The sequence below is a fragment of the Rhizobium sp. BK529 genome, from assembly GCF_014194105.1.
Taxonomy (GTDB): domain Bacteria; phylum Pseudomonadota; class Alphaproteobacteria; order Rhizobiales; family Rhizobiaceae; genus Rhizobium.
In genome coordinates, this window is sequence record NZ_JACIAU010000005.1 from 180,593 (window position 1) to 193,357 (window position 12,765).

A 12,765-nucleotide genomic window follows, 5' to 3' on the forward strand; every position below is an offset into this window, starting at 1 on the left:
TGCGGCTCTTTGTGCCATTGCCGGCTATTTCCGCATTGCCGCGCAACCGGCCACGATTGCCCGAGATCTGGCCGTCACAGGCTCTTCTGGATCGAACGATCTGCTGCGCGCCGCCAAGAGCCTCGGCCTCAAGGCCCGCGTCGTGCAGGCCCGCGATGGCGGCAAGCTCGCTAACCTTCCCGCGCCATCCGTTGCCATGCTCGCAGACGGTTCCTTTGTCGTCTTCGGCGGACCTATGGGGGATGGGACATTCCGGCTTCTCGACCCGGTAACCTTCTCAGCACGAATTGTTTCGGCCGAAGAATTGCTGATTCAAACTAATGGCCGCTTCATCCTCGTCCAACGTCGATTTTCCGGACCGGGTGCCTCTCCGAAGAGCTTTGGTTTGCGCTGGTTCCTGCCAGCCATCTGGCGTTACAGGCAGGCCTTCGGTCACGTGCTGATCGCCTCATTGGTCGTGCAGATCTTTGCGCTGATCACGCCGCTGTTCTTCCAGGTCGTCGTCGACAAGGTGCTTGCCCATCGCAGCTATTCGACCCTTATCGTGCTGGTCGTAGGACTTGCCGCCGTCGGCCTGTTCGACGTCGTGCTTCAGTATCTCAGGACCTATGCGCTGTCGCATACGACGAACAGGATCGACGTCGAGCTCGGGCGACGGTTGTTTCGTCATCTGCTCAATCTGCCTTTGAGCTACTTTGAGACCAGGGCGACCGGACAGACGATCGCTCGCGTGCGCGAGCTGGAGACGATCCGAGCCTTCCTGACTGGCCAGGGCCTATTCTCCGGGCTCGACCTCATCTTCACCATCGTCTTCATTGCGGTCCTGTTTTCCTATTCGTCGAAGCTCGCGTGGATCGTCGTGGCCTCGATCCCTGTCTATATCGCCATCGGCGTGCTGATCCGTCCGCTCCTGAAGGACCGCATCGACGAAAAGTTCGAGCGCGGCGCCTATAGCCAGCAGATGCTGGTCGAAACGGTGGTCGGCATCCAGACGATGAAAGCCGCTGCGGTCGAACCGGTCGTGGCCGCGCAATGGGAAGAGCGGCTCGCCGCGTATGTCCAGTCCTCCTTCGCCGCGACCATGCTTGCGGCCAAGGGGCAGAACGCCATCCAGTACGTCAACAAGATCACCTCGGCCGCACTTCTCTTCCTCGGCGCGCAGGCCGTCATCGATGGCGAGCTGACGGTCGGTGCGCTCGTCGCTTTCAACATGATCGCCGGCCAGGTTTCCCAGCCGATCCTGCGGCTGTCGCAGCTCTGGCAGGACGTCCAGCAGGTGCAAGTCTCGATCGACCGGCTATCCGATATTTTGAACGCGCCGGCCGAACCGCGTCCTGCGGTCGCAATCAGCCTGCCGAAGCCAAGAGGCGCCATCGCCTTCAAGGGCGTGAACTTCCGCTACACGCCAGAGGGACAGGACGTCCTGAAGAACATCAATTTTGCGGTCCGCCCCGGCGAGGTGATCGGCATCGTCGGACCTTCCGGGTCGGGCAAGTCGACGCTGACTAAGCTGGTGCAGCGATTCTATATTCCAAACAGCGGCCAGGTTTTTGTCGACGGCCAGGATATCGCTCAGGTCGATCCCGCCTGGCTTCGCTCCAATATTGGTGTCGTCCTCCAGGAAAACATGCTGTTCAACCGGACGATCCACGACAATATCTGCCTGGTCAATCCGGCAATGTCGCGGGCGGCCGCCATGCAGATGGCCCGGCTTTCCGGTGCCGACGAATTCATCTCGAAGCTGCCGCGTGGTTATGACACCATCATCGAGGAGCGTGGCGCCAACCTCTCCGGTGGTCAGCGCCAACGGCTGGCGATCGCGAGAGCCCTTGCCTCCAATCCGCCGATCCTCATTCTCGATGAGGCGACCAGCGCGCTCGATTACGAGAGCGAACGGATCATCCTTGCCAATATGCGTGAGATCGTCCGCGGGCGCACCGTGATCATCATCGCCCACCGGCTGGCGACGGTGCGCCATTGCGATCGTATCATCGGCATGAAGGATGGCCGTATCGTCGAGGAAGGCACGCATGAGACGTTGCTTGTCCGCGAAAACGGCCTCTATGCGCATCTCTGGCAATTGCAGACGGCGCCGGTCCAGCCATGAACCAGGCCGTCCGTCCGCCAAAGGTGCCGAAGAAGCCGCCGCGCAAGGTGCGCGATCATACGGAGTTCCTGCCGGCCGCGCTCGAAATCCTCGAAACGCCGGCCTCGCCGATCCGGGCGGCGCTGATCTGGTTCATATCCGTCTTCGTGATCCTGGCGATCGTCTGGAGTTATTTTGGCCGGTTTGACATCGTCGCGACCGCGCAGGGGAAGCTGCAGCCGACAGGGCGCGTAAAGGTCATTCAGTCGCTGGAAACGGGAAAGACCGCCTCGATCCCGGTCGCCAACGGTTCGAAGGTCAAGGCCGGCGACGTCGTTGTCGAACTCGATCCGACGGAGGCAAGGGCAGAGGTCGACGCATTGCTCGCAAGCTTGCGATCGCTTCGTGCGGAGGTCGTCAGGCGAATCGCCGCGAGAGCGCAGGTCGAAGCGTGGCAGAGCACCGGTATCTGGAACAGTCCTACTGCTATCTCGATGCCGCTCGACTTCGACGACGATATCCCCGAGCCGATCAGGCACCGCGAGGAGGTGCAGTTTCGCTCATTTCTGGAACAGTTGGCCTCGTCGCTTGCCAATCTCTCCTCGCAAAGAGAACAGCAGCTCGCCTCGCTTGGCCGGTTCAATCGGATGGTCGCTGCCCAGAAGAACCTGATCGCGACGATGGATGATCGTGTGACGATGCGCTCCCAACTCATGGAGTCAAGCGCTGGTCCGCGCGCCGGCGTGATCGATGCGATCGAGTCCAAACAGCGTGCAGAGGCGGATCTCGCCGAGCAGATCGGTCAGGCCGACGAGGCGGCGGCTGCCCTTGCCGTTGCGACCAGCGAGGGTGAGAAAGCGATCAAGACCTTCATTGCCGAAAACGTCGAAAAGCAGACGGAGGCCGCGCGGCAGATCGACGACCAGGAACAGCAGCTCATCCGGGCCCAGAAGAAACTGGACGCCATGACGATCAAAAGCCCGATCAACGGGACGGTTCAGACATCCGCCATCACGACCGTCGGCCAGGTGGTCACGGCGGGCTCGGAACTGATGCGGGTCGTGCCGGAAAACGCTGTGCTGGAAATCGAGGCCTACCTGCCCAACCAGGACATCGGCTTTGTCGCGCCCGGCCAACCGGCGGTGATCAAGGTTCAGGCCTTTCCGTTCACGCGCTATGGGGTGATCGAAGGCAAGGTCACGCGGGTTGCAACCGATGCGATCCCGGAGCCGGATGCACAACAACTTGAGGGTCAGCCAGACAAGCAGTTGCAGAGCGCAATGCCGATCGGCAACGCTCAGCGGGTCCAGAACCTCGTGTTTCCCATCACGGTGATGCCGAACGCTGACAGGATCAATGTCGATGGCACTGCGGTGCCACTGTCCCCCGGCATGGCGGTTTCTGTCGAGATCAAGACGGGAAGCCGGCGCATTCTGGAGTACCTGTTTTCGCCGATTGCGGAAGTCTCATCCGAGGCCTTGAAGGAGCGATGACGCAAAGCCGATGGCAGCATTGGCTGACCGACACACCGCGGATCGGCGGCTATGTCACTGCTCGACGCGCGAACGCAGGCCGCTTCAACACTTGTTGCAGAATTCAATCGGAAAACGTCGTAGGGACTCGTCGCGTCGTCGCCGCGCACTTTTACCCTTTCTGATCGAAACCGTTTCGAGCACTTGCGACCAACGCGCGACTATGGCTTTCTTTTGCCGTCGTTAGGGTTCGCCGCATGTCTGTCCGCTTTCCGGTCGCGTTGATCGCAATTTCCATCTGTTTTGCTGCCGCGAGCACCGAGGCAAAGCTTGCTTATGATGTGCATCAGACGGACACCGGCAGCAAATTTGCCATCATCTCCGGCGCGTTTGAATACTCCGACGATCTCTCGCAGTTTCGAGACCTAGCCGCCCGCGAACACCTGTTTGCAGTTGGGTTCGACAGCCCTGGCGGCAACGTCGCGAAGGCTATAGAGCTAGGGAGACTGATCCGATCACTCGGACTCTCGACGGTTCAGTCTCGCAAGTTCGAATGCGCTTCAGCCTGCTCGCTCGCCTTTCTCGGTGGCGCAAGCCGCTTTGCCGAGCCCGGATCGATAGGTGTTCACAAATCCTCCTTCAGCGACAGCACCGGCGTCCAGGTCGAGGACGCGGTCTCGGCCGTGCAACAGACGACGGCGGAGATAATCGGCTATATGTCCGAGATGGGCGTCGATCCTGGTCTCCTCCAGCTATCGCTTTCGTATGACAGCAACGACATCCGCTACCTGTCCGGCAGCGAGATGGCCAAATTCAGGGTTACTACGCCGAACGCAGCGCGGTTGGCCGCGTCGGAAGCTATTCCTGACAGCCCAAGCGCAGCGCCACAGACGCCCTCCGGCGTGCAAGCGAAGGCGGAGCCTTCGCTGGAGGTCCCAATCGCCCGCGACGGTTGGGTTCGTCATCCGAAGGGGCGGGCGCCGATCAAGATAATGGGAAATCCGGACGCAAAGGACGTCGGTGAGGCGCGCAACGGCGCCGCGGTACAAATCCTCGAAGTACGTGGTGATTGGTACCGGGTCGCGGTCGCGGGCAGAGTTGGCTTCATGCATTATACCTGGGTTCACGTAGCGCAGTTCGAGGAAGATGCTGGTGAGGGCAGGTATGTCCAGGTAGGGAGCTTCAGCTCGCTTCCGGAGGCGGAAGCTTTCGTCAGGAAGTCGCCGGTTCCGCTATCCGCCCATCTTGCCGCTAACGGCTGGTTTGCCGTTACCTTGAAGGACGTCTACGCCGAACAGGACGCCAAGGATGTTTCCACAGCTCTTGAAGGTCATGGCCTTATTGCCAAGGACTCGATGGTGACGATCGGCAATACCTATGTGCGGAAAGTGTGCTGTGAGTGATCGTAGGTTTGAACACCGCTCAAGAATTTAGATGAGTTATGCTGCTAAATTGAATTGTCTGAAAAGCGTAATGACAGGGTCTTTACGGCTCTTGTAAAGATGATGTCGTTACGCTATATGGGGTGCAAACAGGAGTTTGCCATGCCGACCTCACATCCGAACAAAAGCTCGGACGCAAGCGTACCATTGAATATGCGCATCAAGCCTGCGACCCGCAACTTGATCGATCGCGCCGCTGAGTTGCTTGGTAAGACGCGAACGGATTTCATGCTGGAGGCGTCCGAGCGTCGAGCAGAGGAAGTGCTGCTCGACCGCACTATCTTCACGGTAAGCCCCGAAATCTATGCTGAATATCTTGCCCGGCTCGATGCACCCACGCAACCCAATGAGCGTCTGGCGCGCACCATGTCGACCAAAGCACCGTGGGATGAGGCGTGACCCTCAGCGCACCGGCACCCCTGGCCGATCATCATCAGCTAGCCGAGTTTAATTCCGGCGCCCGTGAACTGGACGACTGGCTGCGACGCCGCGCCCGCTCCAATCAAGCGAGCGGAGCATCACGAACTTTTGTGGTGTGCGAGGAGAGCCGCGTCATCGCCTATTACGCGCTCGCCTCCGGCGCCGTCAAACAACCGGAAGCGCCTGGCCGTTTCCGGCGCAATATGCCAGATCCAATTCCGGTCGCTGTGCTTGGTCGCCTCGCGATTGATCAATCCTACCAAGGGCGCGGTATCGGCAGAGCATTGGTGCGCGACGCGGGCCTGCGCCTGCTCAATGCCGCTGAGGTACTTGGCATTCGAGGCATGCTCGTTCATGCGATTTCAGATGACGCACGAGCCTTCTATGAGGCCGTCGGCTTCCTGTCTTCTCCTTCCGATCCCATGATGCTGATGGTCTCATTGCATGACCTCAATAACGCGCTGAACCCATAGGCGGAACTCATCAATAATTTCGGTTGAATGCATTCGATCTCGCTCCTAACTTGCTGAATTTTCCGCAGAAGGTCTCGACCTCAAATAGGGCCGCGAGTTCAATTCCGTTCAAGAGCTTAAATTATCGCCGACGGCAGGAGAGTGGGGGCTGTTTCACGCAAAGGCTAAGTTCAAAGTGCTATGAAAAGTTCTCCAGCACAGCCATAAACGTGTGCCGATCGCCTTGTCCCTCAGTCAGCCGCACCCGTCCCTCGATGTCGGCAAGATGGTGATCCATCAGGTCCTGTGCCTTCCTGAGGTCCTTCGCCTTCAGTGCCTTCACGATCATGCGGTGGTGATCGGCGCCGCAGTCGTCCTTGCGGTCCTCCTCATAGAGAGCCATGACGAGTGAAAGGCGCGCGACGATCTTGGAGAGCATTTCCGTCAGCACCGGGTTGCCGGCGAGATCGGCGAGGACGATGTGGAATTTCCCCGATAGAACAGTCTTCGACTTCTCGTCACCGTGGTGATGGATGTGTTCTTCCTCGTCCGTCAACCGCTCCAGCGCATCCAGTTCGTCGGATGTGGCGCGGAGGATGACGAGTTCGAGCAGCATACGTTCCAATTTGCGGCGCGCCTCGAAGAGGTTCTTGGCCTGCTCGATGCTCGGTTCGGCGACAAAGGTGCCGCGGTTCCGCTTGCGTTCCAGCAGATGGTCGCTTTCGAGCACGCCGAGCGCGCCGCGGACGACGGTACGGCTCACGCCGAAATGCTCGGCGATCGCCTCTTCAAGGATCTTGGTGCCCGGCTTCAGCGCGCCTTCTCCGATCGCCGCCGCCAGTGTATTACGGATGCGCTCGGAGACATCGTCATGATCGGCAGTATCGGCCGTGCCATTGGTGGCAGGGGCAGCTTTCAAGTTTTGTCGACGCGTTTTCTTCATAATACCCTCTAGGAGTTCGCGCCCTCGCAAACCGCATTGATCGGATCGATAACGGCATGCTGTAATTTTTTCCATAAGAAAGTTCGTGCGCAACTCGATGTTGCTAGATCCAAGCGTGACGCTGGCGGCCGGACGCCGCCAGCGTCACGCTCACGGCTAGGCAGCCTTGCGGTTCGTTGCCACCGGGGTCAGGGCAATCCCATTGTTCTTGCAGATCGTCTCGATGTGTCGTGCCGACTGTTTGATGAAGGCGATTGCCTGGTCGAAGCCGTAGGACTGGTACTCGTAGGTCGGATAGCCGTACTGGCTGGCTTCGTAGGTCTCCCAGTCCGGGATTTCGCCGGATGCGACGCGCGTCTCATAGGCATCCACCAGGGCCATGTACGCGTCGAGTTCTTCGGCCGTGAGATCGGGATGGCCGGCGCGCCAGATCGGGTCGTCGATTTCGATGCACTGTCGCGGGTTGGCCTTGCGCGGCTTGTCGGCGACGGAGGCTGCGACCTCCAGCGAGAGGTTGAGCGCGGGGTTTGCTTCGGCAAGGATCGGCAGGATCGTTTCGAAATCGACGATGCCGCCGCCAACGGGGCGGGTCTGGAAGTCGAGGCCGCCGGGAGCGCGGCCGACATAGGCGTCCTTGATATGCGTCTGGCGGACATAGGGGGCGAGGCGTTTGGCTGCAAAGACCGGATGCTCGGCGCGTTGCAGGCCATTAGCGGTGTCGAAGACAGCGCCGACGCAGTCAGCGCCGACCTTCTCGATCACCCTGAGGATCTCGAAGGAGGTGATCTCGTCATGGGTCTCGATGTTCAGGTGCGCGCCATGGGCGCGGGCGACGGGCGCAAGCTTCTGCAGCACCTTCTCGATGCCGATCAGCTGGTCTTCCCAGGTAATGTCGGTGCGGAAGCGGTCGTTGGCGAGACGGCCACGATATTCGGACTTGAAGTTGCCGGGCGCGACCCAGAGTTCGAAGCAACCGATGGCGGCGCTCGCCTCGATCATCCGCGTGAAGCCGGCGATGATGTCGCCATCGCCGGCGGCGCGAAGGGCAGGTTCCTCGGCGCTGCAGTAGGGGTTGATCTTGCCGACGCCGCTTTCGAGATAGAGGCCGAGCTCGTCGGCCTTCGCCCGGATGTCGCGCAACTCGCCGATGTCGAGCGTCGGGCTCATGTCCAGCGCGGTGGAGAAGAAGATGCCGGAAAGGCCGAGCTCCTTGACGAGGTCCAGGCTGCCGAGAGGACCGCGCTTCCTCGATTCTGGCAGTTTGATATTGTCGATGCCAAGCTTCACGTCATGCTCCTTGTGGTTTCCTTGCAGGCCTCGCTGCTCTGGCGAGGCCCTTGGTTATTGGTTGGCGCTCAGGCGCGTTTCGTGGTGCGGGACTTGTCGGCGCCGTTGCGGCATTTCGGCTGGAGGCTCTTCTCGAGGTAATGCTGGCCGATCGACGCCACTGTGGTGATCGCGAGGTACCAGACGGAGGCGACGAACAGCAGTTCGATCACCAGGAAGTTGCGGGCGTAGATGACCTGCGCCTGTGTCAGCAGATCCTGCATACCGATGACGGAGACGATGGCGCTGGCTTTCAGCATGCCGATCGCCTGGTTGCCGGTCGGGGGCAAGATCAGGCGTGCCGCCTGCGGCAGGATGACGGTGCGGAATGTCTGCCGGGGCTTCAATCCGAGTGCCGTCGCCGCCTCGCGCTGCCCGCGGTCGATGGCAAGAAGCCCGCTGCGGATGATCTCCGACATGTTGGCGGCTTCATGCAGCCCGAGCGCCAGGAAGCCCGCCAGCGCAGGTGTAACGAGATCGTTGATCGAGATGCTGTAGTGGCCCACCCCGACCTGCGGGATGAAGAGCGCGATGTTGAACCAGAGGAAGATCTGGACGATCAGCGGCACGCCGCGAAACCACCAGACGAAGCCTGCGGCAATCGCTTTCAGAACGATGTTTGTCGACGTTGCCATCACGGCAAGAAGGCAGCCGAGCCCAATGCCGAAGACCATGGCGCCAGCCGTCAGTTCCAGGGTCAGCAGCACGCCGCGCAGGATCTGGGGGTGCACGAGATAGCGCGGGATTTCCGACCACTGCACGCTCTGGCTTTGCGCGAGGACGCTGCCGAGGAGCACCAGCGCGAGGATCGCGCTGGCACCGGTTGCGAACTGTCCCCACTTGATCGACCGCATGGCCGGTGGCGGCAGGCTCATTGTCGTTGTCTGTGCGGAGAACAGTGCCATGAGGTTTACTCCGCGGGCATGCTTGCGGCGTCGTTGACCTTGACGGTCTTCACCGCGAGCGGGCCGAGGCTCCACTTTTTCATGATCGTCTCGTAGGCGCCGCTGTCCACCATCTGCTGCAGGGCGGCGACGACGGTGTCACGGAGCTCCGGATTGTCCTTAGATATCAGCATGCCGAGATAGCCGACGGCGAGACGGATTTTCGGAAGCGCCTGCAGCCCCTTGCCGTTGCCGGTCTGGTGTTCGGTCGTGTAAACGCTGGTCGCATAGCCGTTGACGGTGGCATCGGCGCGACCGGTGCGCACCGCCTGCAGCACATCAGGCATCTTCGGGATCGCCATGATGTCGATCGGTGTCTTGCATTTTGCAGAGGCGGCCTCAACCATCTTGCCCTGGAAGGTGCCGACGGGAACGGCGACCTTCTTGCCGCAGAGGTCTTCCATGCTCTTGATGCCGAGCGGATTGTCCTTGATCGTCATGATCGTGGTGGCGTCATACATGTAGTCGATGACATCGACCTGCTTTTCCAGTTTCACGTCGTCGTTGATGCCGGAGATCGTCATGTCGAAGCGTTTGGACAGGATGGCGGGAACGATGGCCGCGCCGGCGCCGACATCCGTCATCTGGACATTGAGCCCCAGGATGATACCGAGAGCTGCGGCGATATCGGCGTCGATGCCGACAAGCTTGCCGTCATCGTCGTGGAAGCTGATCGGCGGGGTCAGGTCGGTCGCGACCTTCAGTATGCCTGATGCCTTGATGGTAGCCGGAAGGCTGTCCGCCAGCTTCTGCGTCAGCGCCACGCCGGGGAGTTTGGAAACCTCAGCCCCTTCCATCTTCTCTGCAGCGCCTTCTGCGGCATGGGCGGACAGCGCCATGAGAGTAACGAGCGCGGTGGCGATGCCGGCCTTCAGGATTGTCTGCACGTTCTTCATGGGATCCCCTTTTTCGATTTCGCATGCATGAATTTTCTGGGATCTTCCAAGCAATCGCCGTGCCAGTTCCACCTTCGCGGCATCAAGCAATTGAATGTGAACGAATAAATCATTCTGGCGTTTCTCCGAACAAAGTTTCGCATATTATTTCGCATATTCATTCGAAATAAGGATGATTAAAAAAACGCCCTTGCGTCGATTTTCTGGGCGACAACCGCCTCAAGCCTCGCCTTTTTCCTCCTCTCTGTTCTTTTCCTGATGGATCATGGCCGGCGAGATCGCTTGCATCCCGCCTGGCGAGGCGGCCATCAGGTCGATAAGTGAGCAGAATTCTGCACGACATCAAACCTCTATGGCAAAACTTTAGACAAACAAAATTCCGAAACTAAAGTCGAAAGTTCGTAATAAGAAAGCTACGAAACTTTATAAATCGTAAAAATCGTCATATAATCAGTTACTTGAATTTTTCTCTGTTGCCATCATTCGAGTCTGGCACGGCCCTTGCAATTCCCTTTCGATGAACATGCTCCGGCGTCGGAGCGCTCATTGCCACCACGCAAGATCAGGGAAGCCACATGCTGGACATCGCAAAGACTACCGATCGCAAGCGGCTCAGTGTTCGGGGCGTTACCCATAGCTATGGCGGCCAGAATGCCGTTAGCGACATATCCTTCGATATCGAGGCCGGCGAGATCGTTGCGCTCCTGGGACCGAGCGGCTGCGGCAAGTCGACGGTGCTGAGGGCGGTCGCCGGCCTCATTCAGCCGAAGGCGGGCCGCATCGTGCTCGGCGACGACGACCTCGCCAATGTCTCCGCCCGCGCACGCGGCATCGGAATGGTCTTCCAGAACTATGCCCTGTTCCCGCATCTGACAGTTGCGGAAAACATCGCCTATCCGCTCGCCTGCCAGAAAGTACCGCGTGCGGAGCGAAACGCGCGGGTCGAGGAGATGCTCTCGCTCGTCCGGCTCGATGGCTATGGTAACCGCCTGCCGCGCGAACTCTCGGGTGGGCAGCAGCAGCGCGTCGCCGTCGCTCGCGCTATCGCGGGCCGCCCGTCGCTGCTGCTTCTCGACGAACCCTTCGGCGCTCTTGACCGGGCGTTGCGCTTCGATCTGCAGGTCGAGCTCCTTCATCTGCAGAAGACGCTGGGCATCACCACGCTGATTGTCACCCACGACCAGGAGGAGGCCCAGAGCCTCGCCAGCCGCCTGGTGCTGATGAACAAGGGTAATGTCGAGCAGATTGACACGCCGATGGCAGTCTACGACAGGCCGAAGACCCTGTTCGTCAACACCTTCATCGGCCAGACCAATGTTCTCCATGGCACTGTTGCCGAACTCGGCGAAGGCAGCACGGTCATCGCTCTGAAGAGTGGCGAAAACCTTGTCCTGCCGCGCCGCCTGAGCTTCACCACGGGCTCGGATGTCACCATCACCTTCCGGCCCGAAGAGGTCCGCCTGATGACGCAGCCGGGCGTGAACGCGCTTGCCGCGCGTGTCACCGTTTCCGTGCCGCTCGGTCCGACGCTGATCCACGACCTCGTGCTTGATGACGGCACGGGTCTGCGCGCCTCCGAGGTTCGCGGTCCCGGCACGGCGATTCCCGATATCGGCGCCCAGCTCTTTGCAGAGATCGACACCCGCAGGTGTCACGCATTTCCGGCTGAACCGGAAAGCATCCAGTGAATGCCAACAACGGAATGACATCAACAACAACCAACAGAGGTGACAGCATGAACGACTTCAAAATGACCCGCCGCCATTTCGGCCTTCTCGCTGCCGGCGTCGCCGCAGCCTCCGCAATGCCCTTCGCTGCCCGTGCAGCGGCAGGCGAAACCGCGATTGCCGCGACCTTTCCGGGCAACTGGGAAGACGGCTATCGCAGCGTTCTCGGCCCGCTCGTCAAGGAAGCCGGCTACGGCCTGACGATCGCCCCGTCGATGGCGCAGGATCAGCTGGCCAAAGTCATGGCGAGCCCCGGCAACCCGCCTTACGACACGCTGCTGATGTCGCCCGGTCAGATGGCCGTCGCCATCGACAACGACATCATCCAGAAGATCGATCCGAGCCGCCTGAAGAACTGGGGTATGCTCGATCCGGCCTTCCAGGGTGAATACGGCCCGACGGTTACCATCGAGGTCAACGGCATCGCCTACAATCCCGACCTCGTGCCGCGCCCGAAGGGCTATCGCGATCTGTTCGAGAACAAGGCCTATAGCGGCCTCGTCTCCTGGACCGGCTTCGGCTCCAACACGGCCGTCATGGCCTATACGGAAATGGCGAAGATCTTCGGCTCCGGCCCGAACGACATGGACGCGGTCTTCAAGCTGTTCAAGGATCATCCTGAACATCTGAAGGGCGTCGTCGATAGCACCAACCACCAGATGACGCTGTTCCAGCAGGGTGAAATCGCCGTCTTCATGTGCTCGACCGGCAACGTCGCCCGCCTGAAGTCGATGGGTCTCAAGGCCGAATATGTCGCTCCGGAAACCGGCGCTCCGGCCGCTCCGGTCAACATCCACCTGACCAAGGGCGCGAAGAACCTCGACGCCGCCTATGCCTATATGGACGCCGCCATCTCCAAGGCTGCGCAGGACAAGCTGAAGCTGCCGCCGACCGAGATGTTCCCGACCAACAAGGACGTCGCCCTGACGCCCGAGATCGAAGCCTATGTGACGCGCGAGCAGCTCGGCAACATGGTCTATCCGGACTGGGTTGCCATCAACAAGAACCGCGCCGACTGGATCCGCCAGTTCGACGCGCTCGTCGCGGGCTGAGGCCG

The 12,765-nt window shown here is 60.3% G+C and carries 11 protein-coding genes; 7 read left to right on the plus strand and 4 right to left on the minus strand.

Annotated elements, in window-relative coordinates; genetic code table 11:
• The first annotated feature begins 16 nt into the window (after positions 1-16).
• The 5 genes from FHX08_RS26115 (at position 17) to FHX08_RS26135 (ending at position 5,893) form a co-directional block, all read left to right on the plus strand.
• Complete coding sequence (locus FHX08_RS26115; RefSeq protein WP_409527422.1) at positions 17-2,107, plus strand: type I secretion system permease/ATPase; 2,091 nt, start codon at positions 17-19, stop codon at positions 2,105-2,107.
• The gene (locus FHX08_RS26120; protein ID WP_132657509.1) at positions 2,104-3,579 is read left to right on the plus strand and encodes an HlyD family type I secretion periplasmic adaptor subunit; all 1,476 of its coding nucleotides are present in this window, start codon (positions 2,104-2,106) and stop codon (positions 3,577-3,579) included. Before FHX08_RS26115 ends, FHX08_RS26120 begins: the two co-directional genes overlap by 4 nt.
• A gap of 236 nt (positions 3,580-3,815) precedes the next feature.
• Positions 3,816-4,961, plus strand: a complete 1,146-nt coding sequence (locus FHX08_RS26125; RefSeq protein WP_132657507.1) for a hypothetical protein — start codon at positions 3,816-3,818, stop codon at positions 4,959-4,961.
• 141 nt (positions 4,962-5,102) lie between these two features.
• A complete protein-coding gene (locus tag FHX08_RS26130) occupies positions 5,103-5,399 on the plus strand; it encodes a DUF1778 domain-containing protein (protein WP_132657505.1) in 297 nt (98 codons plus the stop codon).
• Entirely contained in the window at positions 5,396-5,893 is a 498-nt protein-coding gene (locus FHX08_RS26135; RefSeq protein WP_132657504.1) for a GNAT family N-acetyltransferase, read from the plus strand. Before FHX08_RS26130 ends, FHX08_RS26135 begins: the two co-directional genes overlap by 4 nt.
• A 178-nt stretch (positions 5,894-6,071) precedes the next feature.
• Here FHX08_RS26135 and FHX08_RS26140 read toward each other — a convergent pair whose 3' ends face one another.
• From FHX08_RS26140 to FHX08_RS26155, 4 genes are all read right to left on the minus strand, one after another.
• Positions 6,072-6,815, minus strand: coding sequence for a GntR family transcriptional regulator (locus FHX08_RS26140; RefSeq protein ID WP_184327889.1), 744 nt, complete (start codon positions 6,813-6,815; stop codon positions 6,072-6,074).
• 156 nt (positions 6,816-6,971) lie between these two features.
• Complete coding sequence (locus FHX08_RS26145) at positions 6,972-8,102, minus strand: sugar phosphate isomerase/epimerase family protein (protein ID WP_132657500.1); 1,131 nt, start codon at positions 8,100-8,102, stop codon at positions 6,972-6,974.
• A gap of 68 nt (positions 8,103-8,170) precedes the next feature.
• Positions 8,171-9,046, minus strand: a complete 876-nt coding sequence (locus FHX08_RS26150) for an amino acid ABC transporter permease (protein WP_132657498.1) — start codon at positions 9,044-9,046, stop codon at positions 8,171-8,173.
• Positions 9,047-9,051: 5 nt separating this feature from the next.
• The gene (locus FHX08_RS26155) at positions 9,052-9,981 is read right to left on the minus strand and encodes an ABC transporter substrate-binding protein (RefSeq protein WP_132657496.1); all 930 of its coding nucleotides are present in this window, start codon (positions 9,979-9,981) and stop codon (positions 9,052-9,054) included.
• Between the two features lie 575 nt (positions 9,982-10,556).
• Here FHX08_RS26155 and FHX08_RS26160 point away from each other — a divergent pair.
• Positions 10,557-11,669 carry an ABC transporter ATP-binding protein gene (locus FHX08_RS26160; protein WP_132657494.1) on the plus strand — a complete coding sequence of 371 codons (1,113 nt, stop codon included), beginning with the start codon at positions 10,557-10,559 and terminating at the stop codon, positions 11,667-11,669.
• Between the two features lie 47 nt (positions 11,670-11,716).
• The gene (locus FHX08_RS26165; protein WP_184327890.1) at positions 11,717-12,760 is read left to right on the plus strand and encodes a PotD/PotF family extracellular solute-binding protein; all 1,044 of its coding nucleotides are present in this window, start codon (positions 11,717-11,719) and stop codon (positions 12,758-12,760) included.
• The last annotated feature ends 5 nt before the right edge of the window (positions 12,761-12,765 follow it).

What these genes read in the sequence shown, in the direction of transcription:
- FHX08_RS26125 (WP_132657507.1), top strand. Translation starts at nt 3,816, where the DNA reads ATGTCTGTCCGCTTTCCGGTCGCGTTGATCGCAATTTCCATCTGTTTT.
- FHX08_RS26120 (WP_132657509.1), top strand. Translation starts at nt 2,104, where the DNA reads ATGAACCAGGCCGTCCGTCCGCCAAAGGTGCCGAAGAAGCCGCCGCGC.
- FHX08_RS26160 (WP_132657494.1), top strand. Translation starts at nt 10,557, where the DNA reads ATGCTGGACATCGCAAAGACTACCGATCGCAAGCGGCTCAGTGTTCGG.
- FHX08_RS26155 (WP_132657496.1), bottom strand. Translation starts at nt 9,981, where the DNA reads ATGAAGAACGTGCAGACAATCCTGAAGGCCGGCATCGCCACCGCGCTC.
- FHX08_RS26165 (WP_184327890.1), top strand. Translation starts at nt 11,717, where the DNA reads ATGAACGACTTCAAAATGACCCGCCGCCATTTCGGCCTTCTCGCTGCC.
- FHX08_RS26140 (WP_184327889.1), bottom strand. Translation starts at nt 6,815, where the DNA reads ATGAAGAAAACGCGTCGACAAAACTTGAAAGCTGCCCCTGCCACCAAT.
- FHX08_RS26130 (WP_132657505.1), top strand. Translation starts at nt 5,103, where the DNA reads ATGCCGACCTCACATCCGAACAAAAGCTCGGACGCAAGCGTACCATTG.
- FHX08_RS26150 (WP_132657498.1), bottom strand. Translation starts at nt 9,046, where the DNA reads ATGGCACTGTTCTCCGCACAGACAACGACAATGAGCCTGCCGCCACCG.